Source organism: Variovorax sp. GW821-FHT10B04 (genome assembly GCF_059415645.1).
In genome coordinates this window covers 1,040,704-1,064,035 of sequence record NZ_JBWKNQ010000001.1, presented here as the reverse complement: position 1 = coordinate 1,064,035, position 23,332 = coordinate 1,040,704, and the positions used below count along the sequence as shown (strand labels likewise).

Sequence of the window (23,332 nt, the reverse complement as noted above, 5' to 3'; positions counted from 1 at the left end):
GTGTCCGGTATTTCATCTGCAACACTCCTTCTGCCTAAGCAGTGGTTAGTGTGTTGCATCGACCGGTTGAATCCGCCACTGATTGCAGTCGATCATTCCATATCGGGGACTGTCGAAAGAAAGCTGACTTTGGCCTGCCGCGTAGTCGGGCATCTACAGGCCTGCAAGTGCAGCTTTGCTTCGCATGAGATTGGTGGAAGACGGGCACGCCTAACGCAGATGTGGAGGCACTTTGGCTGTAGCGCGGCCTTCCTTTTACGGCAGGGCATTGTTACGGCGTAAGAAAACGGTTCCGGGGCAATTGACGGCTGAATCAGGGCTCCGTTGCCGGCGCGAACTTCGTCTCATCCACAAGGCCGAGCCGGCGCAACTCGGCCAGGATGACAGGGCCTAGCGTAGTTTTTGTAGGGTCGATTTCAGTCAGTAACTGCCTTGCGCCGGCCGCGGTCAGGGTTTCGCCGTGTTGCGCAAGAGCCTCAAGTGCTGCGGCTGCGATTCGCGAAAGCCCCAGCTCCACGTAGGCGGTCCCAGCTTCAGTGGACACTCCCAGTTCAAGAGCAATTGCAAACGGATAGACGTTCGCCACCAGGGCCTCGTTTCCCGTGACGCGCAGCGCAAGGAGCAAGACGTCCCGATAAGCCTTGCCGAGCTGCACAAATTGAAATCGCACGACATCCTCAATGAGCGAGAACGCTTCGTAGATATGTTGGTTGATGTTCTTAGGCTTTGGCGCTTCCTTCCCTTCAGCTTTGGCTGCAGTCGCCTTTCGCTCTTCTGTCCTTGTGCGGCGCTCGGCCCACAGTTTCAGCATCACGGGATAGGGCATGCCTTTCATCCACCAGAGTGCCAATGGAGCGGCGAGCATTCCGAACTTCATCGACTTGCCAGTCACCTGCTCGACCATACGACCGAGAATTTTCTCGTAGTGCCCGTTGGGTGCATCGGCCGGCGGTACGGGGATTAGCTCCAGGACAGCGCCCTCACTAATTTTGGTTATCAGAAAGTCGTACAGTTTGCGCAGCCCGAACGGGTCAATTGTCCAGTTCTCCGCCAAAATGTCGTCCGGCAGACCGATGCTCGCATAGGCGCGTTCCGCAGCGTCCACCAATTCATCGACAACCGCGCCGTCTGATGTCGGCAGCACGCGGGCGAGGTAGGGCTTAAGGTCCCTGCGTGCAGCATGTGCCACCAGCAGACCGGCACAGGCGCGAATGCGAAACGTCTCTGGTTTGCTGACTTGCTCTGCTGGCAGCACACCTTCGCGCAACGCCTGAGCAACAATCGCTCCATGGTTGACAAGAGTCTCAGCGAGGGCTGGCTTAACTCGGAACGGCACGAACTGGTCCATCGGCTTTGTGTCCCACTCCTCATAGTTGAGGAGGAACACGTTGCCGACGATGTCGTTATTGAGCCTGCCGGCCCGGCCGGCGAAGTTCCAGAGCAATGCTGGATCCAATGGCTTGCCTGCACCCCGAGTAGGTGTGTCGATGAAAACGTTGCGGGCAGGGAGGTTGACCCCTTGAGCAAGAGTCGTGGTGCAGACTAAGTACTTGACGCCGCCTTGGTCTCGCTTGAATGAGGTCTCTATCGCTTCGCGCAGCAGGCTCGGCATGCGCCCGTAGTGGTATGCGACGCCGTGCCGCACCATGTCTGCTAATTGGTACTCAGGATGGACGTGCTCTTGGATAAACACTGACAATTCTTCCAGCGACCCATCTTTCAGCTCGCCGTTTTTGGATTTCAGAAGGGTTGCGAGCAGCGCCGCAGTCTTTTCGGCCTCCCGGGCGCCGGTCTCGTAGAGGAGTGACCCTCCATTGCCGCTCATTTCGACAGCTACGTTGGCGAGACGGCTGGCTTTGTTTGCAAGGGACCGCTCGACCCGTACGTTGCCCATCGGCATCCGAATGCCGTCTCGCCCCATTAAGGCAATGTTCAACTCAAAGTGCTTGCGCCTGACCTTGCTGAGAACAATGCGGTTCTGCTGAACCGGCGACAGCCTAGTTGAAAGGGGTACCAGGTCAGTGACGCCAAAAGACCGCGCTAAGGCCGGCATCCCTTCAGCGCCAGGTGCTAGCAAGATGACCTTGGTTGTCGATGAGCGCTGCGCGATCCTTTCCAGGCAATCCTGAAGAATCATTCCTCGCGTGTCGTCAGCGATGTTCTGAGCCTCGTCGACGACCACGATGTCGAAAGACATTTTGTCCGGCGCCACTGAGAGAAGACTGCTCAGTCGTTCTTGGGTAAGCACGAAGATTTGCTTTGGCCGCTCGAGCTGGTCAATAGATGGAACCGCTGAAATCCTGATATTGGACTGCCCGCTGAATCGGGCGTGGAGCTTGTTCTGGACTTCTGACAGCAAGGCGCGCGTCGGCGTTAAGTACACCGCCGTGAAGTATTCGCTGCTCTCGGCCTGTCGGCAAATGTGTTCGAGCACCAGAAAGGATTTGCCAGCCGACGTCGGCGCGGTGATGACTTGGGCAGCCTTTGCTGGCAGGCTCTGCCAGACCCTGCGCTGATATGCAGTAAGTGCGCGAGTCTCCGTTCCAATCTGGACACTGCTGGCTCGCTCGGAAATCCGTCGATTGACAAGCCCAAGCAAGGTCTCATCGCCCTTGCCGATGTGCTGCTCAGCGAACTTCAGGCTAGGAAAATTTCCCAGCTCGCCCAGTAGGCCAAGCGCGCGCTCACGCGCCTTTCCATCCTCGGTGACCAGCAGCGACTGGATGGCAATTTCTTGAGCTTGACGGTGCAGGGTTTCTTCTTCTGTTTGAACGAAAACTTCGGCACAGTACAAAAGCTTAGCGAGGTCGTCGGCGCTTACATCCTTGGTCTCAGGAGCCTTCTCTAGCGTCTTGGCAACGCCTGCCGCCTGCAGACCGGCCAGCAGTGTCCAGTACTTGTCATTGCTTGTGAAACGCTGTGACAGCTCAAGGGCAAACGAGCTCATGGCTGGCCCTTCTTGGGCACATACCCCATGGCGCCGTAGAACAGCTCACGCACTTCATCCGCGTCAGGGACGACGACGAAGTAGACAAGGCATTTATTAGGGTCAGCACCGTGGTCGGTGAGGTGCTTCAAGGTAGCTTTCTGGTGATGTTCAAGTTCCTGCTTATAAATAGCGGAAAGCTCCTTCTCATGAAAACCAGGTTGCTGCTGGTTGTTCACTGGCGGAAGACCCTTGAACAGCTTGTCGTCCGAGTAAAGCACCACACCCACGTAGCGCTCGCGTTTGGGAACATCGTCGGCCGACGCCATGACGTCGAAGTAACGCAAAGCGACCTTGCGGCTCTCCTCATCCAGTGTGTCTAGGTTGCCCAAGTCCCTGACGATGGAATACTCGCGGCGATATTGCTTTTTGTTGGATGTGAATTCCGCAACCGACTCCGCGAAGTCTGCGGCACCACCGTTGGCGGTTTTGCTTAGCTTCGACTCCAAGAAATAGATCACCAGCCAGCCGCTCTCGACGGTTGCATGAATGCCGTCGAGGCCATGCACAGGCATGTTGTTATTGGTCTTCAAGGACATCTTGGCGGCAAGCTGTGCCGCGCCAAGCTGCTCAATGGCGATGCAGTAGGCAAGGACCTCGCCCACCTCGCTTGAGCGGTGGGGGTACTTTTCGTTGAATTCAAGGAAAGCATCGCGTGTCGCATCCGCGATTGAGAGCGAAACGCTCATGTCGCCATGTGGAAGGGCGGCCTGCTCAGCGTCGAACTCAAGCCGTCGCTTTCGAGATAGGGCGTAGTTTGCCGTTCGGCTCCAGAGGTATCTAACGAAGCTTTGTACGTTCGCCAAATTCTCTTGAAGCCGCACGTGCATGAGGCTGGTCGCGGGTTGCGATGGATCTACGGAGGCAGTCGCTAAGGCGACATGCTTAGAAAGCTGGACATCATCTTTGAGCGTGACTAGTTGTCGTTCGAGCTTTTCCAACCCTACTTTGGACTGTCCCATCCCGTGATCCCTTTCCTTATGACGAGGCTTCTTCCTTGACACGGATTGTTACGCAGAACTCTCCGCAGGTGGTCGTTGCGTTTGGCCGGCGCCGATGTCCGCCTTATCAGGGCGTTACATCAAAGGGCCAGGCTAACCGGGTCATGGTCCGCCGCCCGCGGGCAGGCGGGCGGGCGTGACCTCCCTCACCACGGCTGAGTGTCGGCTTGATGCCGCCTAACTTAAGTTCGCCGTAATGCCGCGGCCGACTGCAACCGCTGCAAAGCAGACATGGATATCTCCTGGATCGCCCGCAAACAAGCAGTGACCGTAGCGCGTTCATAGGCTACAGAAAAACGTCTTATTCGCCATAGCACATTGATGGTATTCGGAGGAGTTCTCCCCCTGCATTCAGCCCTACCTCACCCCCAACACTCCAGCCGCAAACTCCACAAACCCCCTGACCCGCGTAGCCCCCTGATGCCTCTGCGGATAAACCGCATAAATATCCGCATCCGGCGTCTGAAACTGCGGCATCACCTGCACCAGCCGCCCGTTGCGCAAGTACCGCTCGATGTCCCACTCAGCGCGCATCAGAATCCCGTGCCCCTCCAACGCCCAATTCACCGCAATCTCCCCATCGTTGGTCGTCAGGTTCCCGCGCGTCTTCACCGTCAACGTCTCGGTCTTCGCCCCGCGCCCGCTGGTGAGTCGCCACACGCCATAAGCCTCTTCCCCCTGACGAATCCCGATGCAGTTGTGCCGCACCAATTCACCCGGCGCTTTCGGTACGCCGAACTTCGCCAGATAAGCCGGTGACGCGCACAGCAGCCGTCGATTCGCCGCCAACCGCCGCGCGACGGCCCGCGAGTCCGGTGGCGCGCCGAAGCGGATGCAGACGTCGTACGCGTCGTCCGTCATCGGCGGCGGATTCACCGACAACTGCAGTTGCACTTCCACCTCCGGGTACTTGCGCACGAACTTCGACAGCATCGGCGCGACGTGGCTGCGGCCAAACCCCAGCGTCGCGTTAACGCGCAGCAAGCCCTTCGGCACCGCCTTGCCCGCACCAAGCACCTCTGCCATGCCGTCGATCTCGGCCAGGATGCGGCGGGCGTGTTCCAGGTACAGCTCGCCTTCGGGCGTGAGGCCCATGCGCCGCGTCGTGCGGGTGACGAGCACCACGCCCAGCCGCGACTCCATCAGCGCCAGCCGCTTGCTGACCGCGGGCGTGGTCACACCCAGTTCACGCGCTGCTGCGCTCAGGCTGCCGGCGCTTGCGAGCGCGGAGAAAAAGCCGAGATCGGCCGGTTGGATTCCGTGGACCATCGCATCCTCACTGTTGAAATGAAGTGAACAATGGCTTCACTCTAGCGCCGATTCCAAGCCCGGATGGTTTCTAAAGTGGTGGCATTCCCGACCACCGACTGAGACCTTCATGAAGACATACAAGATCGCGACCATCCCCGGCGACGGCATCGGCAAGGAAGTGATTCCCGCAGGTCGCGAGTTGCTGGAAGCATTGGCCGCGACCAGCAATTCCTTCTGCTTCGCGTTCGAAGACTTCGACTGGGGCGGCGACTACTACCGCGCCCACGGCGTGATGATGCCGAACGACGGCCTGGACGCATTGCGCGACAAGGACGCGATCTTGTTCGGCTCCGCAGGCGACCCGCACATCCCCGACCACGTCACGTTGTGGGGCCTGCGGCTGAAGATTTGCCAGGGCTTCGACCAGTACGCCAACGTGCGCCCGACGCGCATCCTGCCGGGCATCGACGCGCCGCTGAAGCGCTGTGGCCCGAAGGATCTCGACTGGGTCATCGTCCGCGAGAACTCCGAAGGCGAATACGCGGGCGTTGGCGGCCGCGTGCACCAGGGCCATCCGATCGAAGCAGCGACCGACGTGTCGATGATGACCCGCGCGGGCGTGGAGCGGATCATGCGTTTCGCGTTCAAGCTCGCCGCGTCGCGGCCCCGCAAGCTGCTGACCGTCGTGACCAAGAGCAATGCGCAGCGCCACGCGATGGTGATGTGGGACGAGATCGCGGTGCAGATCAGCAAGGAGTTTCCGGCGGTGACCTGGGACAAGGAACTGGTCGACGCAGCCACCGCGCGCATGGTCAACCGTCCGGCGACGCTCGACACCATCGTCGCGACCAACCTGCATGCCGACATCCTCAGCGACCTGGCCGCAGCGCTCGCGGGCAGCCTGGGCATCGCACCCACCGGCAACATCGATCCGGAGCGCCGCTACCCGTCGATGTTCGAACCGATCCATGGCTCGGCCTTCGACATCATGGGCAAGGGGCTGGCCAACCCGGTCGGCACTTTCTGGTCGGTGGTGATGCTGCTCGAGCACCTCGGCGAGCACGAAGCCGCCGCACGCGTGATGCAGGCCATCGAGACCGTGACGGCCGACCCGTCGCTGCACACGCGCGACTTGGGCGGCAAGGCTGGTACCGCGGACGTGACGAAGGCCGTGTGCGGCCAGCTCACGTCGGCCGCGTAGCGCCAGACCAGCCCGCGACAAGCCAACCGGGCGCCAGACCCGGCCATCGCACCCGACAGAGATACCAACAACAGCAGGAGACATTCATGAAGCATCACTTCGGCATCGCCACCCGGACGGTCGTCGCGCTGGGCATCGGCGTCGCGTCGTCGCTCGCGTTCACGCTGGCCGCCGCCGACACGTGGCCGAGCCGGCCGATCAGCCTGGTCGTGCCGTTCCCCGCGGGTGGCACGACCGACGTGCTCGCTCGTGCGCTGGCCGACGATCTGTCGAAGAGCCTGGGCCAACCGGTGATCGTCGAGAGCAAGCCGGGTGCCGGCGCGACGCTGGGCGCGGACTATGTCGTCAAGGCGAAGGGCGATGGCTACACGCTGCTGATGGGTGCGGTGCATCACACCATCGCCACCAGCGTCTACAAGAAGCTGCCTTACGACTTCCAGAAGGACCTGGCGCCGATCACGACCGTGGCGATGGTCCCCAACGTGCTGGTCGTCAACCCGGCGCGCACGCCGGCCCGGTCGGTGGCCGAGCTCGTGGCGTTCGCCAGGTCCTCATCGGTCGAGCTGGCCTATGGCTCGAACGGCAACGGCACCGCGCAGCATTTGATCGGCACCCAGTTCCAGGCCAGCACCGGCGTGCGGCTGCTGCATGTGCCGTACAAGGGCAGCGGCCCGTTGACCACCGACCTGCTCGGCGGACAGGTCGCGATGTCCTTCGACACCGTCACGCCGGTGCTGCAGCACATCAAGGGCGGCAAGCTGCGCGCGCTGGCGGTGACCACGGCGCGCCGGTCGTCGGCCCTGCCCGACGTGCCGACGCTGCAGGAGGCCGGGCTCAAGGGCTTCGACATCGGCACCTGGTTCGGCGTGCTCGCGCCCGCGTCGACACCGAAGGAAGTCATCGCGCGCCTCAGCAGCGAGATGACCCGCATCATCCGGTCGCCCGAGTTCGCGCAGCGCATGAGCGCGATCGGCGCCGACCCGATCGGCGACAGCCCGGCCGAGATGGCGGCGCGCATCCAGGACGAGACGCTCAAGTTCGCGAAGCTGGTGAAGGACGGCGGCGTGACGGTCGACTGAGCCTGGGCTTCAGCCCAGCGCCTCCCGCCATACCGAATCGAAGGCCCGGCAGAAGGCCTCGTGGATGACCGACATCGGCCGGTACCGGTCGCGGATGATCCGCACCTCCAGCCGTTCGCTGCTGCGGAATGGGCGTATCGCGAGTCCGCTGAACGATTGCCCCGCAACGGCCGCCTGGTCGACCACCGCGACCCCGGTGCCGGCCTGCGCGAACCAGCAGGCGGTCGTGGCGGAGCGGACCTCGATGTCGAGGTCCAGGCCCGCGCCCCACCGGCCATAGGCGCGCTGCAGGCTGCCGCCGTAGGGCGTGCTGGCCGGTGAGGTGATCACGCGGTGGCCGATCAGGTCGGCCGGCCGCAGAGAGGCCTTGGCCGCGAGCGGATGGTCGTCGCGCATCGCGCAGGCGAGGGCGCACTGGTAGCTCTTGACCGTGACCAGGTTCGGATGGTCGTTCGGCAGCAGGCCGACCGCGAGGTCGATCGATCGCTCGAGCAGCGCGTCGACCATGATCGGCGCGACCAGCACCTCGACGCGGCTCTTCAGGTGCGGATACGTCTCGTACAGCTGCGCGAGTGCGCGGGGTGCGAGCCAGGGCGCGATGCTGGCCGACACCGCCAGGCGCAGCGTGCCGGTCTCCGGCTGCGCCAGGCTGCGCGTCACGTCGCGCACGCGGTCGACGCCGCGCCACAGCGCCTCGATCTCCTGATAGAGCTGCTGCGCCTCGGGCGTGGGCACCAGCCGGCCCTTCACGCGCTCGAACAGCGTCAGCCCGGTCTGCCGTGCCGCATGAGCCAGCAGCTTGCTGACGGCGGGTTGCGACACGTGCAGCAGCTCGGCCGCGCCGTTGACGCCGCCGGTGAGCATGACTGCCCGAAACACTTCCATGTGGCGCAGGTTCATCGCCGGTTCCTTCAGGTGGTGTGGATGGCATGGCAGCGCGTGCCGGGGACGCGTGCCAGGGACATAACCAAAGGTTAAATGATGCCCGTGTCTTTTCATTTGCCGCGAGGGCGGCGCGCCAGAACAATGGCCGCAGAGACGCAAGAGCCGTCCACCCGCATCACGGAGACAAGACATGAGCATTCCAACATCCCAGGGCCTGACGCGCCGTTGCGTCCTCCAGGCGGCGACGGCAGCAGCGGCCATCGCCGCCACGCCGGTGCTGCGCGCGCAGGGCTTTCCGTCGCGGCCGGTGCGGCTGATCGTGCCGCAGTCGGCCGGTGGCGCCGCCGACCGGCTGGCGCGCACCATCGCGCAGCGGCTCGAAGCGATGTGGAAGCAACCCGTGACGGTGGAGAACAAACCCGGCGGCGGCGTCGTGATCGGCACCCTTGCCACGGCGCGCGCCGTGCCCGACGGCTACACCGTCGGCCTGCTCGGCAGCTCGCTCAGCATCAATGCCGTGCAGCGCAAGGACCTGCCCTACGACACGCTGAAAGACCTGCAGCCGATCGCGCGCATCGGCTACTACACGATGGCGCTGATGGCCAGCGCCAACTTTCCGGCCAGCGACATGCGCGAGCTGATCGCGCTGGCGAAGAAGCAGCCGGGCGCGATCTCGTTCGCATCGAACGGCATCGGCACCTCGGCGCAGCTGGCGGGCGAGCTGCTCAACCACATGGCGGGCATCGAGCTGCAGCATGTGCCCTACAACGGCGCGGCCAAGATGTACACCGACATGGTCGGCAAGCAGGTGCCGATCGGCTTCTCGGTCGCGAGTTCGGCAGAGACCTTCATCAGGTCGGGCCAGCTCAAGGTGCTGGGCGTGACGAGCAAGGAGCGCAGCGCGCTGCATCGCGACTGGCCTGCGATTGCAGAGACCGTGCCCGGCTTCGACGTCGTCAACTGGGCCGGCTTCATGGCACCGGCCGGCCTGCCGCCGGACATTGCCGGAAAGCTGTCGACCGACATCCTGAGCTCGCTGTCCGCCCCCGAGGTCGCGAAGGCCATGGCCGAGATGGGCATCGATGTCCTGCCCCAGGGCCCCGATGCGTTCAAGGCCTTCATCCAGAGCGAGATCACGCGCTTCGCCACGGTGACGAAGCCGCTCGGCGCGCCGGTCAACTGAGTCCCCGCACCGCAACCCCGGCGCCATCGCAACCTCCTTTCATCCTGGCAACCTCATGACCGACATCGACACTTCTTCCAGCTACGCCTATGCCAAACGCATCCCGGTGGACGACACCTACGACCTGGTGGTCGCAGGTGGCGGGCCGGCCGGCACGGCGGCTGCCGTCTGCGCCGCGCGCCTGGGCCTGCGCACCTTGCTGGTCGAAGCCACGGGCTGCCTTGGCGGCATGGGCACCTCGGGCCTGGTAGCGTCGTTCGGGCCGGTGTCCGACGGCGAGCGCATGCTGGTGGGCGGCTTCATGAAGGAGCTGCTCGGCACCATGTGGGCGCAGAAGGCCTTCGGCCCGCCGGTGGTGCCGGAGTTCCTGAATTCGCAGCTCAACCGCTGGGTGCCTTTCAAGCCCGAGCACCTGAAGCGCATCCTGGACGACTTCGCGGTCGCGGCCGGCGTGGAGCTGCGCTTCTTCACCCGCGTGATCGACGTCGAGGTGCGTGACGGCCGCATCGACGGCGTGGTGCTGAGCAACGTCGAGGGCCTGCGCTACGTGAAGGCCAAGACCTTCGTCGATGCGACGGGCGACGCCGCGCTGGCGGCGCTGGCCGGTGCCGAATGCAAGGTCGTGCTGCGCGATACCGACACGGTGGCACCCAGCACGCTGTGCTCGCTGTACGGCGGCATGGACTGGAACGACCCGGCCTATGGCAACGACTGGCGCGGACTCGATGCGGTCAAGCAGCGCACCAAGACCACGCTGCTGGCGCAGGCCATCGACGACGGCCACTTCACGCAGGAAGACCGCTTCATGCCCGGCATGAACAAGATCGGCGATGCCACGGCCACGCTGAACGGCGGCCATGTGTTCAACCTCGATCCGCTGTCGATCCGCAGCCTGTCCGACGGCATGGTGTTCGGCCGCAAGCTGGCGGTCGAATACCTGGAGTTCTATCGGAAGTACGTGCCCGGCTGCGCCGACCTGGAGCTGGTGACGACCGCGCCCGTGATGGGCGTGCGCGATTCGCGCCGCATCGTCGGCGAGTTCGAGCTGGGCATCGAGGACTTCCGCAACCGGCGGCAGTTCGCGGACCAGATCGCGGTCTACAACCGGCCGACCGACGTGCATCCGACGAACACGTCGCGCGAGGAATACGAGCGCTTCCTGCGGGACTTCGACGGCAAGGACAACCTCGGCCACGGCGGCTGCGTCGGCATTCCTTACAGCATCCTGGTGCCGCGTGGGTCGCAGAACCTCTGGGTCGCCGGCCGCTGCCATTCGAGCGACACCAAGGTGCATGGCTCGATCCGGGCGCAATCGGCGGCCTACATGATGGGCGAGGCTGTCGGTACGGCGGCGGCGCAGTCGGTGGCGACCGGGCAGCCGGCCTGCGATCTCGACACCCAGGTGCTGGTCGAGCGCCTGCGCGAGGCCGGCGCCTACTTGCCGCAGCAGACCTTGTCGCGCACGATGACGCGCTGACCGGAGCCGCTTGCATGCCAACACTAAACCAACACACCTCGGGCCGTCACTTCCTGCAGATTCCGGGGCCGAGCCCGGTGCCCGACCGCATCCTGCGCGCCATCAGCTATCCGACCATCGACCATCGCGGCCCCGAATTCGGTGTGCTGGGGCTCAAGGTGCTGCGGGGCCTGGGCGAGGTCTTTCGAACCCGCCATCCGGTCGTGGTCTATCCGGCTTCCGGCACCGGCGCGTGGGAGGCGGCGCTGTGCAACACGCTGAGCCCCGGCGACCACGTGCTGATGTACGAGACCGGCCATTTCGCGTCGCTCTGGCAGAAGCTCGCCGCCCGGCTCGGGCTCGAGACCGAGGTCATCGGCTGGAAGGGCACCGACGCGCAGCTGCCGCAGGCGGCCGGCTGGCGGCATGGCGTCGATGCCGCGCTGATCGAGGCGCGCCTGCGGCAGGACGGCGCCCATCGCATCCGTGCCGTGTGCGTGGTCCACAACGAGACCTCCACCGGCGTCACGTCGGACATCGCCGCCGTGCGGCGCGCGATCGATGCGGCCGGCCATCCGGCCTTGCTGCTGGTCGACAGCATCTCCGGGCTCGCGAGCGCGGACTATCGGCATGACGAATGGGGTGTCGACGTGACGGTCAGCGGGTCGCAGAAAGGCCTGATGCTGCCGCCGGGCCTGAGCTTCAACGCGGTGTCGCCGAAGGCGCTCGAGGCGTCGAAGCGCGCCCGGCTGCCGCGCGCCTTCTGGGCCTGGGACGAGATCATCCCGATGAACCAGTCCGGCTATTGGCCCTACACGCCGAGCACCAACCTGCTGTATGGCCTGAGCGAGTCGCTCGACATGCTGCTCGGCGAAGGGCTGAACAAGGTGTTCGCGCGCCACCAGCGCTGGGCGGCGGGCGTGCGTGCCGCTGCCGATGCGTGGGGCCTGCCGATCCAGTGCGCAGACCCGGCGGTGTATTCGCCGGTACTGACGGGTGTCATCACGCCCGAAGGCGTCGATGCGGATGCGTTGCGGCAGCTGATCCACACGCGCTTCGACCTGTCGCTCGGCACCGGCCTGGGCAAGCTCAAGGGCCGCATGTTCCGGATGGGCCACCTCGGCGACAGCAACGACCTGACGCTGGTGGCCATGGTGGCCGGCGTGGAGATGGGGCTCGGGCTGGCAGGCATTGCAACGGCGGGCAGCGGCGTCGCGGCGATCATGGCGCACTTCGCGCAACCTGCGGCGCAGCCTGCACCAGCCGCAGCAGTTCCTCCCGCAGCAGCGAGGGCGACAACGGCTTGATGGCCACGGCGATCCCGCGTTCGGTGGCCTGGGTTCTGACGTCCATCCGCATGTCGCCGGTCATCAGCAGCGCGGGCAGCGCTGGTCGGTCGAAGCGGATCCGGACGGCGTCGATGGCCTCGATGCCATTCGCCCTGGCCTGCAGGTGCATGTCGGAAATGACGGCGTCCGGCACGGCCGTGGCGTCGAGGCGGCCCAGGGCCTCGTCGGCCGTGCGCCCGCCGACGGCCCGGAAGCCCCAGATGTTCACCAGCGTCTCCAGCGCATGCAGCACCTGGGCGTCGTCTTCGATCAGCAGCACGATGCGGTCGGTCGTCGACGGATGCAGTGCCGATCTGGCGGGCGACGCTGCATCGCTGGCTGCTTCGTGTAGCGAGTGCGGTGCGCGCTGCATCGCGATTTCGAAGGTCGACCCCGCGCCTTGTCTGGACCGCACCGTCAGCACGTGGCCCAGGCGTTCCGCGGCGCGGCGCACGATCGACAGCCCGAGTCCGGCGCTGCCACTGTCGGGCTCCACCGGGTCGGACAGCCTGACGTAGGCGCCGAAGATGAGGTCGAGCTCGTCGTCGGAGATGCCGATGCCCGTGTCGTGGACGGTGACGACCAGCTCGTCTCCACGCACTTCGCTCGTGACCGTGACACCGCCTTCCGCCGTGTAGCGAATGGCGTTGGAGATCAGGTTGAGCAGGATGCGCCGCAGCAGCTTCGCGTCCGAATGGACGCTGAACGGCGCCTGCGCAGGCATCGACAGGAACAACCCCTTGCGGATGGCGATGGGTTGCAGGCTCCTGTCCAGCTGGTCGAGCAGCGGCTGCAGGGGCACCACCTCCGGCACCGCGACATAGTCGCTGCGGTCGAGGGTGTTGAGGTCCATCAGCTCGTGCAGCATCTCGCTCAGCATGGTGGAGATGTCCTCCAGCCGGTCGAAGCGTTCGCGCAGCAACGACGGAGCGTCGAACTCGTCGAGTTGCGCGACCGTCAGGCCGAGTGCGTGAACGGGCTGGCGCAGGTCGTGACTCGCCGTGGCGAACAGCCAGCTCCGCGCCGTCGCGCTTTCCTGCAGCGTCAGGTTCTTCTGCTGGAGTTCGCGCGCCAGTGCCTCGTTGCTTGCGAGCAGTTCCCAGCCGCGATGCAGAAGGGTGTGGTGGTTCCAGCACAGGAAGCAGTTGAGGGCCCAGGCCACGAACAGGATGGTGGTGCGCCACGGGTCGCCGGAGAACCACCACCAGGCGGCGACGAAGGGAAGAATGGCAAGGCTGATGAGCAGCAGCAGAGGCTTCAGCAAGGCCGCCACATAGGTCGATGAAGCGGCGCAGATGAAGAAGACCAGCCCGGTCAGGCCGATGCGCGCGTCGGGCGTGAGGTTGGGAAACGCCAGGACGGCGAGGCTCCCCATGATCAGCCCGTGGCCCACCGCGGACCCGGTCACGAAGCCGTTCCAGAAGCGCAGGTTGCGGGTGCGGTCGTCCTCGGTGCCCTGGTGGTAGAGCTTCGTTGCGACCGTTCGCACGGTGATGTGCAGGAGGTAGATGCAGACCCACGCGATCAGCGTGAGGCGCGGCATGGCTCGCCAGATCAGCAAGGTGAATGCGGCCACCAGGATCAGATAGCTCGGGACGAAGCGCTTTCCGCTGGTCATGACCGCGGCGACTTCCAGGGCGCGGGTCCGGTTTGTCTTCAAGGGTGTGGCTTCTTCGGTGGTTAGCATGGATTGCTGTCCCGGATGCTCTGCCGGAATTATTGTTCAGCATCCGTGTTTTGGGTGATGGCATGCGCGCCCTAGTTCATCCGGATTCGACACAGACCGTGCTTTCAGGTGAAATTACCGAACGGTAATGTGTTGGCCAGCTTCGTCCATGATCCTGAAGAAATTACTGAACGGTAATTTGGCGTTGACCTTCGCGTCCCTGGAGTGATAAATTACCTTTCGGTAACTTGAAAGGTTGACATGGCTGCATCCGCATCGTCGCGCCAGATCGGCGACGGGGACCTTCCCCTGGTGATTCGCTCCGCGGTGGAAATGGGCGCGGTCGTGCGTGCGCAGCGCCAGGCTTCGGGGCTGCGCCAGGTCGATCTGGCAGGCATCGGCAACACGGGCAATCGCCTGATCGTCGACATCGAGAAAGGCAAGCCGACCGTGCAACTGCAGAAGGTGCTCGACGTGCTGGACCTGCTGGGGCTCGAGCTGGTGGCCCGGCACAAGGCGTCGACCGCGCTGTGATGCAGCGCGCGACGGCACTGGACGTCTTCTATGGCGCCGAACGCATCGGCACGGTTCACGACACCTCGCCGCTGAGCTTCGTCTACGCGCAGGCCTGGCTGGAACGCCGGGACGCGTTCTCCCTTTCCGTGATCGACCTTCGTGGCGGGCCGATCGAATCCCCGGAGGTGCACGCGTTCTTCGAGAACCTGCTGCCGGAAGGCGACCTGCGCATCTATCTGTCCGAACAGCGCAAGGCCTCCACGCTGTTCTCGCTGCTGCTCGAGGTGGCGGGCGACACCGCCGGCGCCTTCACCCTGCTGCCGCAAGGCCAGCTGCCCGAGCCTCCTGCGTATGAGCCGACGACATGGGCGCTGCTCGCCCGAACCATCCGGACCCGGTCGGCCGCCGCGATCCAGATCGGCGGGGACAACACCCGGATCTCTCTCGCAGGTGCGCAGGACAAGGCCTCCGTGGCCATCTTCGACGGCATCACGCCGCTGCTGCCGAAAGGGTCGGCGCCATCCACCCACATCCTCAAGCCGGACATCCGCCGCCTGGACAAGGTGCGCGAGTCGGCGGCCAACGAGGCCATCGTCATGCGGGCGGCGGCCCGTTGCGGGCTGCCGACCGCCGAGGTCTTCTACGAACCCCTGACCGGCGCCTGCATCGTCAAGCGCTTCGATCGGCTGCTGCGCGACGACGGCACGCTGGATCGCCTGGTCCAGTACGACTTCTGCCAGATCGCGGGACTCGGGTCCGAGCGCAAGTACGAGAAGGAAGGCGGCCCCGGCGTGGCGCAGTGCGCGCAGATCATCCGCCGCTACAGCGCCCGGTCGGCGCTCGACCTGCAGGCCTTCGCGCAGTGGATCTTCTTCAACATCTACGTGGGCAACAACGACAGCCACGCGAAGAACCTCTCGATCTACCAGCGCGCGGGTGAAGGAGTTCGGCTCACGCCGTTCTACGACCTGATGTGCACCCGCATCTATCCCGGCCTGTCGCGGGAGTTCGCCTTCGACATCGGCGGCCGGGTTCTGCCTGGCGAGATCGGCGCGGAACAGGTGCGGGGCCTGGCCGTGCAACTGGGCATGGGCGCCAGGTACCTGCAGTCCGTGGCGCTGTCGCTCGCCGCGCGCGTCCCGGACGCGATCGACCAGGCCACGCGCGAGATCTACCCCGAACTCGGCAAGAGCGGCCAGAGCTTTGCCGACAAGCTGGCCATGAAGGTGAAGTCGATGACCCGGCAGGCGGCGCGCCGCATCGAGGGTTAGCCCTTCGGCGTCGCTACGCTTCGCCGACCGACCAGTAGAACGTCGGCTCCTTCCCGTTCAGCGCATGCTCGCCGACCACGCGCGCCTTGTAGATCGTCGGGTTGTGCGACGCCAGCGTGCGCGCGTTGCGCCAGTGGCGGTCGAGCCGCAGATCTTCCTGCAGCGCCGATGCGCCGCCGACGTCGAACAGCCGGGTCGCAGCGCCCAGCACCGCGTCCGGAACGCCGACCTGCGCCCTCATCATCCGCAGCTCGACGTCGACCAGCAGTGCGTTCGGCACCGGTTCGCCGCGCACGCGCAGGCGGTCGATGTCGCCGAGCCCGCGTGCGACCGCCTGCACGGCCGATGCGCCGATGAAGGCCGCGCTGGCCAGCTGGCCGATGACCTGCTGCACCAGCGGATCTTCGCGCGGCGACGTGCCGCTGCCGAAGCTGTAGACGCGCTTGCGCTTCTGCACGAAGGCGACCGCGTCGCGTTCGATCGCACGCGCAATGCCGGCCAGCGTCGCCAGATGCACGAGCTGGAAGAAGGCGGTCATCGAGGTCGGGCCGGCGCGGCCGCTGGAAAGAACCTGGTCGTCGTGCACCTGCACGTTGCGAAAGCGCGTGGTGCCCGACGCGCTCAGCCGCTGGCCGAAGCCGCGCCAGTCGTCGAGCCGTTCCACGCCGGCCGCATCGGTGGGCACGAGCACCAGGACGCGTTCGCTGGTGCCGGAACTGCCCGGCAGCTCGCGTTCGGCGGCAACGCCGACCCAGTCGGCGTACAGCGTGCCGGTGCTGTAGAACTTGTCGCCTTCCAGCACCCAGCCGTCGCCTTCACGGTACAGCCGGGTCTTGAGCTTGCCGATCGCGACGTCGCCGATCTCGGTGGTGGCGTTGCCGTAGATCACGCCGTCGGCGGCGAGCTTGAGCCAGCGATGGTGCTGCGTGCCGTCGACCTCGCTGAACAGCCGCTCGATGAAGCCGAAGTGGGAGCGCAGGATCTGCGGCAGGTTCGAATCGGCCTCGGCCAGCTCGACCAGCAGATCGAAGAACTGCTCGAACGATGCGCCGAGTCCGCCGAGAGACGTCGGCACGCGCACTGCGCCGAAGCCGGATTCGCTGAGCCAGCGCACGGGATCGTGGGCGAGTTCGCGGTGCTGCTCGCGATGGACCGCGGTGTCGGCGATGCGCTGGAAGACGGGACGGAAGCGCTCGGCGAGCTGCGCGTCGGTGGGGGAGGGAGTGGGGGTCGGATCTGGCATGTCGCTTCAGGGGAAGGCGCGCGTCGTCCGGGTGCCGGATCGGGCCGCGCAGGCGATCGTCGATCGCGGGTCTGCGATTGTGCGAAGGGCCTTGCCGAAAGCGAACGACCGTTTGGTTGCTACCAAATAAGCGGAATATCTATGGAGCGCCCCGAGCGGGCGAGCCGGCGCTTTCGCGGTCCCGGTCGGCCGGCTGGCGGGCGACCTATCATCCCGCCCCATGCAGCCCACCCTCAAAGACACCGCCCTCGCCATTTCCGCCATGACCCGCCAGGAGTGGGACGACATCCTGACCGGCGATCCGGCCGTTGCGGCCCGATGGCTCGAATCCGCCGCATCGCTGGACGTGCCGGACGCGCAGGCGGTGCTGGCGCAGTGGTATCTCGAAGGCCGTGGCGTGGCGGTCGACCAGGTCGCCGCCTTCAAGTGGTTCGAACGGGCCGCGCGCCATGTGCATCCGATGGCGATGAACATGCTGGGGCGCTGCCACGAGCACGGCTGGGGCGTGGCCCCCGACGCGGCGGAAGCGGCACGCTGGTTCACGCGGGCTGCCGAGGCCGGGCAGGCGTGGGGCATGTACAACCTCGCGAACCTGCTGGCCACCGGCCGTGGCGTGGCGCAAGACCACGCGCAGGCGCTGGCCTGGTACCGCCATGCCGCCGACCGCGGGCATGCACGCTCGATGAACATGGTCGGGCGCTATCTGGAAGACGGCCTGACGGTCGAGCGCGATCCGGCGGCTGCGCTGGCGTTGTATCGGCAATCGGCCGAAGCCGGCGACTTTCGCGGCCAGTTCAGCTATGCCACGCGGCTGGCCGAGGCCGGCGAGGTCGAAGCGTCGATCGCGTGGTTCCGCCGGATCCCGCAGACCGCGACACCGGCGTTCCTGCAGCGCGTGGTCGACGCGCTCGCCGCCTCGTCGCTGCCCGCGTTGCGCCAGCTCGCGGGTGAACTCGGCGCCCCTTAGGCAAAAGAACGCATCGTGCACAGTATGCTCGGCGCTACGACAGCCCCCGAGAGCACGAGAAGCATGGACCACCGAACCAAGGAAGAGAAGGTCGCCGACCTTCTGCGCGAAGGCATCATTTCCGGCAAGTACCCGCGGGGCTCGCGGCTGAAGCAGGCCGAGATCGCGCAGCAGATGAACCTGAGCATCACGCCGGTCCGGGAGGCGCTCAAGCTGCTGGCGGCCGAAGGCTACGTCACCGGCGAGTCGCACCGCGGCTCGCGCGTCGTGCCCTTCGACCCGGAGGCGTCGAGCGAAATCCTGAGCCTGCGCATGACGCTGGAGGCCCAGTTGGTGCGCGGCGCGATGGAGAAGGTCACGTCGGACGACATCGCCGAACTGCGCACGCTGGCCAACGAGTTCGAGGCCGCCATCAAGGCCGGCGACCGTGGCGCGGCGCGCGGCCTCAACTACCGGCTGCACCGGCGCATGTACGACATCGCCAACCTGCCGCAGACGCTGCACTTCGTGCAGATCCTCTGGGCACGCTATCCCTTCGACCTGATCAACGCAATCGACGGCCGAGGCCAGGAGGCCGCGGAAGAGCACACCGAGATCCTCGCCGCGCTGATCGAGGGCGACCTGTCGTCGGCCATGCTGTCGATGCGCAAGCACATCGAGTCGGGCTGGCGCGCGCTGAACGCCGATCTCAAATAATCCAAGCTACACGGCGCCGATGTCCGGCGTCGAGACGAAGACGGGGTACCTGTCATGAATACGACCGTGCACGAAGGCTTCATCGATACGTTGAAGCTGCGATTCGCCCAGAACATGCACCGGCACGAAGAGGCCGAGTGGCGCGCCGTCCACGAGCGCTTGCGGGGCAGCCCCGACAAGTTGAAGTCGCTCTTCGACATGGAGCGGACGGGTGGGGAGCCCGACGTGATCGATGCGGCGGACGACAGCGGCGCCTACCTTTTCTGCGACTGTGTCGCGGAGAGCCCCCAGGGGCGCCGAAGCCTGTGCTACGACGCGGAGGCCTTGCGTGCACGCAAGGAGAACAAGCCCACGGGCAGCGCCATCGACATGGCCGCGGCCATGGGCGTCTCGCTGTTGACGGAAGCGCAATACCGCCGGCTCCAGCAGTTCGGGACGTTCGACGCGAAGACGTCGAGCTGGCTGGCGACGCCTTCCGACATCAGGGCGCTCGGCGGTGCCCTGTTTGGCGACAGGCGTTACGACAAGGTCTTCGTCTATCACAACGGAGTCCAGTCCTACTACGCGGCACGCGGCTTCAGGGGCTCGCTCCGCGTTTGAGCTCGCGCGGAGGCGTGGACGCGCCTCATCCGCTGCCCGACGCGCCCGGGCATTCCCTCAAACAATGCATCATTTGTCGGATCAGCGCCACGATCCGAGGCGCTGAGGCGCGCCGAAAACCTGCCATCTCATAGGGAAGCGTGCCCGGCTCAGGGTAAACCATCGGATTGACTTCATCGAATGGATAATGCATTGTGCATACCTGTCGCGTGAACACACGGCCAGGTGCTTCCAGAACACCGCCGAAAGCTGCGCGTCCGTATCCATTGAAGCAGTGCCAACCACAGGAGTCCGCATGAGTACCGTTACCGAGATCGAGAAAGAAGTCGCCCAGGAGGGATACCGCCCCGCCGAAGGCACGATCACCGATGAGGCGATCGCCGACGCGAAGGCCATGATCGGCCTGCAGCTCCGCCCCGAAGGCCCGTACCTGCAGGACGCCACGTCCGACACGCTGCGCAACTGGTGCAACGGCATCGGCGACCTGAACCCGCTGTACCGCGATCCGGGCTATGCCGGCAAGACGCGCTTCGGTTCGCAGGTCGGCCACCCGATGTTCCCGATGGCCTTCGGCTGGCTGGGCCGCACCCGCTGGGGCCTGCCGGGCGTGCATGGCTTCTATGCCGGCAACGACTGGGAGCTGTTCCGCCATGTGCGTCCGGGCGACCGCATCAGCGCCGTCGAACGCGTGGTCGGCGTCGAGGTGAAGGAGAGCAAGTTCTCCGGCCGCCTGGTGCTGCAGTACGTCGAGGCCTGCTACTACAACCAGCGCAGCGAACTCGTCGCGCGCGGCCTGGGCACCTGCACCCGGCACGAGCGCAAGCAGGCCCGCGAGACCGGCAAGTACAAGGACATCTCGCAGCACGAATACAGCAGCGAGGAGCACGACCGCATCGACCGCGCGGTGCTCGACGAGCCGAACAACATCCGCGGTGCCAACGTGCGCTACTGGGAAGACGTGGAGATCGGCGAGGAACTGCCGCCGATCGCGCGCGGCCCGCTGTCGCTGATGGACACGATGGGCTTCCTGGTCGGCTGCGGCCGCGGCCACACGCATGGCGTGGTGCTGCAGGCGGCGGTCAAGCACCCGGGCCATTTCTTCCGCAACCCGGAAGCGGGTGGCGGCGTGGAATACACCGGCATCGGTCACCACCGCGAATCGGTCGCCAAGGAAGTCGGCGTGCCCGGCACCTACGACTACGGCCCGCAGCGTTCGTCGTGGATGTGCACGCTGGTCACCAACTGGATGGGCGACGCCGGCTTCCTGAAGCGCGTGCGCACCGAGATGCGCCGCTTCAACATCGTCGGCGACACCACCTGGTGCAAGGGCAAGGTCGTGCGCAAGTACGTGAAGGACGGCTACGCGCTGGTCGACATCGAACTCGGCGCCGAGAACCAGCGCGGCGAAGTGACGACGCCCGGCATCGCGACCGTGGCGCTGCCGTCGCGCAACGTGCAACTGCCGGCTTTCGTCGACGGTGCCGCGCTGGACCTCGAACTGCCGGTCGTGCGCTGAGCGGCGCGATCCGACCACCTGACGATCCAAGACCAGAAGAGGGCCTCGCGCACATGTCACCAGCCGCAGCCAATGCCCCGCTTGCCGGCATCCGCGTCCTCGAGCGTTCGCGCGGGGTGGCGGGCGCCTATGCGGGGCGACTTCTCTCGACGCTCGGCGCCGAGACGATCCTGCTCGAGGACCACGACGGCTCGCCGCTGCGGCGCGAGCCGCCGATGCTGCAGGCCGGACGGGGCATCAGCGCCGTCTTCGCCTACCTGGCCGCGGGCAAGCGCAGCCTGCGCTGCGACCCGCGGCATGCGGCGGACCGGCGCCTGCTCGACCGGCAGCTGGCGCAGGCCGACATCCTGATCGACGACACGCCGCTGGCCGAACGCGCGGCCTGCGGGCTCGACGCGGACATGCTGGCGGCGCGCCATCCGCGACTCATCCATGCCTCGGTGCTGCCCTTCGGGGCCAGCGGCGCCAAGGCCGGATGGAAGGGCGAGGAAGTCAACCTGCAACATGCCGGCGGCGAGGGCTACCTGCTGCCGAACGGGCTGTCGAACGAGCTCTTCCCCGAGCGTCCGCCACTGAAGATCTACGGCCACTTCGCGGCCTACCAGGGCGGCGTCGCGACCGCGCTGTCGGCGCTCACGGCGTTGTGGGCACGCGAGGCCGCGGGCGGCCAGTGCGTCGACGTCGGCGTGCAGGACGCGCTGGCGGCGGTCGGTGCCTTCGCACTGCAGCGGCTCGGCGACGGATCGCTGGAGCACCGGACCACCCGGCGCTTCCGCTACGGCGGCGTGTTCGAGGCAAGCGACGGCTTCGTCGAGTTCCTGATGCTGGAAGACCGGCAGTGGGACGCCTTCGTCGAACTGCTGGGCCGGCCGGCCTGGGCACTGGTGCCCGCACTGTCGGACCCGCTGGAGCGCAGCCGGCGCGGCGACGACATCAACACGCAGATCCGCGCCTGGGCCCGGACCCAGGCGGTGGACGACATGGTGGCGCGGGCGCAGTCGCTCGGCGTGCCCGCCGCCAAATACCGCGACCCGGCCGAGGTGCTGCATGGCGCGCACGAACGCGCCCGGGAGCTGTTCACGCGCGTCGCGTTGCCGGACGGCACCGATGCCGAAGTGCTGGTGGCGCCGTTCCAGTTCCGCTGCACGCCACTGCAGGTCGGTTCGGGCGTGCCCGCGCTGGGCGAATACAACGAGGAAGACGACGGCGCGCCGGTGGCGACCGCCGTGGTGGAGGAGAGCCTGTGAGCGACGCACGACCGCCTTCGGAGCGCCCCGCCAGTCCGCTGGCCGGCGTCCGCATCGCGGACTTCACGATCCATGCGGCCGGGCCGTTCTGCACCCACATGCTCAGCCAGCTGGGCGCCGAGTGCATCAAGATCGAAAGCCGTTCGCGGCCCGACGCCTTCCGCAAACCGCATGCGGTGTACGGCCGGATGGAGGCCGCGACCTTCGACCAGGTGTCGTCCAACAAGCTGTCGGTGCGGCTGAACCTGAAAGACGCCGAAGGCGTGGCGCTCGCGCGCCGCATCGTCGCGCAGTCCGACGTGGCGGCCGAGAGCTTCCGGCCCGGCGTGATGCGCCGGCTCGGCCTGGACTTCGACGCGCTCTGCGCGGTCAAGCCCGACATCGTGATGCTGTCGCTGTCCGCGTCCGGCCAGACCGGGCCCGACTCGCACTTCGCGGGCTATGCGCCGCTGTTCGGTGCCTGGGGCGGCCTGGGCTGGATGACCGGCTACAGCGACGGCCCGCCGGTCGAGATGCGGCACGTCATGGACCACACCGCGGGCCTGCATGCTGCGCTGGCCGTGGTGGCCGCGCTGCATCAACGGCGGCGCACCGGCCGGCCGCAGCACGTCGACCTGGCGGCGCGCGAAGTCGCTTCGGCGATGGTGGGCGACGCGCTGGTGCAGGCCTCGCTCGGCGAGCAGCCGGCGCGGCCGGGCAACGGCCATGCGGGCATGTCGCCGCACGGCGTCTTCGCGACCGCCGAGCCCGACCGCTGGCTCACGCTGGCGGTGCGCACCGATGCCGAATGGCAGGCGCTGGCCACGCTGCTCGGCCATCCGGCGCATGCGACCGATCCGCGCTTCGCGCAGGCGGCCGATCGGCTGGCGCGCTGGCAGGAGGTCGACGCGCTGGTCGGCGGCTGGCTGGCGTCGGTCGATGCCGACGACATCAGCGTGCGGCTGCAGGCCGAAGGGGTGGCGGCGCATGTGTCGTGGACCATCGCGGACCTGGCGGCGGACGGCCACCTGCGTGCGCGCGGCGCGGTCACGCAGGTCGAGGCGGCCGGCATTCCGTCGCGTGCGGCCGTCGGTGCGCTGGCGCGCTTCTCGGCCACGCCCGACGTCGGCATCCGGCGCCTCACGCCGGCCCTCGGACAGGACGAGGACTACGTGTTCGGCGAACTGCTGGGCATGTCGTCGAGCACGCGGCGCGCGCTGGAGGCGCGCGAGGTCATCTACTGAGGCGGCGGCACCCACGC

19 protein-coding genes are annotated in these 23,332 nt (G+C 66.2%); 13 read left to right on the top strand and 6 right to left on the bottom strand.

Annotation, left to right across the window (positions count from 1 at the left end; all coding sequences use genetic code 11):
• Nucleotides 1-313: 313 nt before the first annotated feature.
• From AC07PZ_RS05075 to AC07PZ_RS05065, 3 genes are all read right to left on the bottom strand, one after another.
• A complete protein-coding gene (locus tag AC07PZ_RS05075) occupies nt 314-2,947 on the bottom strand; it encodes a DEAD/DEAH box helicase (RefSeq protein ID WP_495293924.1) in 2,634 nt (877 codons plus the stop codon).
• Nucleotides 2,944-3,948, bottom strand: a complete 1,005-nt coding sequence (locus AC07PZ_RS05070; RefSeq protein WP_495293923.1) for a HamA C-terminal domain-containing protein — start codon at nt 3,946-3,948, stop codon at nt 2,944-2,946. The genes AC07PZ_RS05075 and AC07PZ_RS05070 overlap by 4 nt, the downstream gene beginning before the upstream one ends.
• Nucleotides 3,949-4,344: 396 nt before the next feature.
• Complete coding sequence (locus AC07PZ_RS05065) at nt 4,345-5,256, bottom strand: LysR substrate-binding domain-containing protein (protein ID WP_495293922.1); 912 nt, start codon at nt 5,254-5,256, stop codon at nt 4,345-4,347.
• A gap of 109 nt (nt 5,257-5,365) precedes the next feature.
• Between AC07PZ_RS05065 and AC07PZ_RS05060 the strand changes: the two genes are divergently transcribed.
• A complete protein-coding gene (locus AC07PZ_RS05060) occupies nt 5,366-6,439 on the top strand; it encodes a tartrate dehydrogenase (RefSeq protein WP_495293921.1) in 1,074 nt (357 codons plus the stop codon).
• Between the two features lie 86 nt (nt 6,440-6,525).
• On the top strand, nt 6,526-7,518 hold the full coding sequence (locus AC07PZ_RS05055) for a Bug family tripartite tricarboxylate transporter substrate binding protein (protein ID WP_495293920.1): 993 nt from the start codon (nt 6,526-6,528) through the stop codon (nt 7,516-7,518).
• A 9-nt stretch (nt 7,519-7,527) separates the two neighbouring features.
• Here AC07PZ_RS05055 and AC07PZ_RS05050 read toward each other — a convergent pair whose 3' ends face one another.
• Nucleotides 7,528-8,418 (bottom strand): LysR family transcriptional regulator, encoded by an 891-nt coding sequence (locus AC07PZ_RS05050; protein ID WP_495293919.1) that lies wholly within the window; start codon nt 8,416-8,418, stop codon nt 7,528-7,530.
• Nucleotides 8,419-8,593: 175 nt separating this feature from the next.
• On the opposite strand from AC07PZ_RS05050, the gene AC07PZ_RS05045 reads away from it, so the two are divergent.
• Genes AC07PZ_RS05045 through AC07PZ_RS05035 form a run of 3 tightly spaced genes read left to right on the top strand, consistent with a single transcriptional unit; the run spans nt 8,594 to nt 12,349 of the window.
• Nucleotides 8,594-9,586, top strand: a complete 993-nt coding sequence (locus tag AC07PZ_RS05045) for a tripartite tricarboxylate transporter substrate binding protein (protein ID WP_495293918.1) — start codon at nt 8,594-8,596, stop codon at nt 9,584-9,586.
• Between the two features lie 55 nt (nt 9,587-9,641).
• Complete coding sequence (locus AC07PZ_RS05040; RefSeq protein ID WP_495293917.1) at nt 9,642-11,063, top strand: FAD-dependent oxidoreductase; 1,422 nt, start codon at nt 9,642-9,644, stop codon at nt 11,061-11,063.
• A 14-nt stretch (nt 11,064-11,077) separates the two neighbouring features.
• Nucleotides 11,078-12,349, top strand: coding sequence for a pyridoxal-phosphate-dependent aminotransferase family protein (locus AC07PZ_RS05035; protein ID WP_495293916.1), 1,272 nt, complete (start codon nt 11,078-11,080; stop codon nt 12,347-12,349).
• On the opposite strand, the gene AC07PZ_RS05030 is transcribed toward AC07PZ_RS05035, so the two are convergent.
• The gene (locus AC07PZ_RS05030; protein WP_495293915.1) at nt 12,264-14,030 is read right to left on the bottom strand and encodes an ATP-binding response regulator; all 1,767 of its coding nucleotides are present in this window, start codon (nt 14,028-14,030) and stop codon (nt 12,264-12,266) included. The two genes, AC07PZ_RS05035 and AC07PZ_RS05030, sit on opposite strands and share 86 nt — an antisense overlap.
• A 267-nt stretch (nt 14,031-14,297) precedes the next feature.
• Between AC07PZ_RS05030 and AC07PZ_RS05025 the strand changes: the two genes are divergently transcribed.
• Both AC07PZ_RS05025 and AC07PZ_RS05020 read left to right on the top strand, forming a co-directional pair.
• Entirely contained in the window at nt 14,298-14,570 is a 273-nt protein-coding gene (locus AC07PZ_RS05025) for a type II toxin-antitoxin system Y4mF family antitoxin (RefSeq protein WP_495293914.1), read from the top strand.
• Nucleotides 14,570-15,823, top strand: a complete 1,254-nt coding sequence (locus AC07PZ_RS05020) for a type II toxin-antitoxin system HipA family toxin (protein ID WP_495293913.1) — start codon at nt 14,570-14,572, stop codon at nt 15,821-15,823. The genes AC07PZ_RS05025 and AC07PZ_RS05020 overlap by 1 nt, the downstream gene beginning before the upstream one ends.
• A 13-nt stretch (nt 15,824-15,836) precedes the next feature.
• On the opposite strand, the gene AC07PZ_RS05015 is transcribed toward AC07PZ_RS05020, so the two are convergent.
• Nucleotides 15,837-17,066: an acyl-CoA dehydrogenase family protein gene (locus tag AC07PZ_RS05015; protein WP_495293912.1), complete on the bottom strand. Its 1,230-nt coding sequence runs from the start codon at nt 17,064-17,066 to the stop codon at nt 15,837-15,839.
• Between the two features lie 220 nt (nt 17,067-17,286).
• Here AC07PZ_RS05015 and AC07PZ_RS05010 point away from each other — a divergent pair, with 220 nt between their 5' ends.
• The 6 genes from AC07PZ_RS05010 to AC07PZ_RS04985 all read left to right on the top strand — a co-directional run bounded on the left by AC07PZ_RS05010 (nt 17,287) and on the right by AC07PZ_RS04985 (nt 23,315).
• Nucleotides 17,287-18,033 (top strand): tetratricopeptide repeat protein, encoded by a 747-nt coding sequence (locus AC07PZ_RS05010; protein WP_495293911.1) that lies wholly within the window; start codon nt 17,287-17,289, stop codon nt 18,031-18,033.
• Between the two features lie 63 nt (nt 18,034-18,096).
• Nucleotides 18,097-18,729 (top strand): GntR family transcriptional regulator, encoded by a 633-nt coding sequence (locus AC07PZ_RS05005; RefSeq protein WP_495293910.1) that lies wholly within the window; start codon nt 18,097-18,099, stop codon nt 18,727-18,729.
• 54 nt (nt 18,730-18,783) lie between these two features.
• Nucleotides 18,784-19,329 carry a DUF4256 domain-containing protein gene (locus AC07PZ_RS05000; protein ID WP_495293909.1) on the top strand — a complete coding sequence of 182 codons (546 nt, stop codon included), beginning with the start codon at nt 18,784-18,786 and terminating at the stop codon, nt 19,327-19,329.
• Between the two features lie 295 nt (nt 19,330-19,624).
• The gene (locus AC07PZ_RS04995; protein WP_495293908.1) at nt 19,625-20,845 is read left to right on the top strand and encodes an FAS1-like dehydratase domain-containing protein; all 1,221 of its coding nucleotides are present in this window, start codon (nt 19,625-19,627) and stop codon (nt 20,843-20,845) included.
• A 53-nt stretch (nt 20,846-20,898) separates the two neighbouring features.
• A complete protein-coding gene (locus AC07PZ_RS04990) occupies nt 20,899-22,092 on the top strand; it encodes a CaiB/BaiF CoA transferase family protein (RefSeq protein WP_495293907.1) in 1,194 nt (397 codons plus the stop codon).
• Nucleotides 22,089-23,315, top strand: a complete 1,227-nt coding sequence (locus AC07PZ_RS04985; protein ID WP_495293906.1) for a CaiB/BaiF CoA transferase family protein — start codon at nt 22,089-22,091, stop codon at nt 23,313-23,315. The genes AC07PZ_RS04990 and AC07PZ_RS04985 overlap by 4 nt, the downstream gene beginning before the upstream one ends.
• Nucleotides 23,316-23,332 lie beyond the last annotated feature (17 nt).

Coding starts and splice junctions, on each gene's coding strand:
- AC07PZ_RS05075 (WP_495293924.1), bottom strand. CDS start 2,947: ATGAGCTCGTTTGCCCTTGAGCTGTCACAGCGTTTCACAAGCAATGAC.
- AC07PZ_RS05070 (WP_495293923.1), bottom strand. CDS start 3,948: ATGGGACAGTCCAAAGTAGGGTTGGAAAAGCTCGAACGACAACTAGTC.
- AC07PZ_RS05065 (WP_495293922.1), bottom strand. CDS start 5,256: ATGGTCCACGGAATCCAACCGGCCGATCTCGGCTTTTTCTCCGCGCTC.
- AC07PZ_RS05060 (WP_495293921.1), top strand. CDS start 5,366: ATGAAGACATACAAGATCGCGACCATCCCCGGCGACGGCATCGGCAAG.
- AC07PZ_RS05055 (WP_495293920.1), top strand. CDS start 6,526: ATGAAGCATCACTTCGGCATCGCCACCCGGACGGTCGTCGCGCTGGGC.
- AC07PZ_RS05050 (WP_495293919.1), bottom strand. CDS start 8,418: ATGAACCTGCGCCACATGGAAGTGTTTCGGGCAGTCATGCTCACCGGC.
- AC07PZ_RS05045 (WP_495293918.1), top strand. CDS start 8,594: ATGAGCATTCCAACATCCCAGGGCCTGACGCGCCGTTGCGTCCTCCAG.
- AC07PZ_RS05040 (WP_495293917.1), top strand. CDS start 9,642: ATGACCGACATCGACACTTCTTCCAGCTACGCCTATGCCAAACGCATC.
- AC07PZ_RS05035 (WP_495293916.1), top strand. CDS start 11,078: ATGCCAACACTAAACCAACACACCTCGGGCCGTCACTTCCTGCAGATT.
- AC07PZ_RS05025 (WP_495293914.1), top strand. CDS start 14,298: ATGGCTGCATCCGCATCGTCGCGCCAGATCGGCGACGGGGACCTTCCC.
- AC07PZ_RS05020 (WP_495293913.1), top strand. CDS start 14,570: ATGCAGCGCGCGACGGCACTGGACGTCTTCTATGGCGCCGAACGCATC.
- AC07PZ_RS05015 (WP_495293912.1), bottom strand. CDS start 17,066: ATGCCAGATCCGACCCCCACTCCCTCCCCCACCGACGCGCAGCTCGCC.
- AC07PZ_RS05010 (WP_495293911.1), top strand. CDS start 17,287: ATGCAGCCCACCCTCAAAGACACCGCCCTCGCCATTTCCGCCATGACC.
- AC07PZ_RS05005 (WP_495293910.1), top strand. CDS start 18,097: ATGGACCACCGAACCAAGGAAGAGAAGGTCGCCGACCTTCTGCGCGAA.
- AC07PZ_RS05000 (WP_495293909.1), top strand. CDS start 18,784: ATGAATACGACCGTGCACGAAGGCTTCATCGATACGTTGAAGCTGCGA.
- AC07PZ_RS04995 (WP_495293908.1), top strand. CDS start 19,625: ATGAGTACCGTTACCGAGATCGAGAAAGAAGTCGCCCAGGAGGGATAC.
- AC07PZ_RS04990 (WP_495293907.1), top strand. CDS start 20,899: ATGTCACCAGCCGCAGCCAATGCCCCGCTTGCCGGCATCCGCGTCCTC.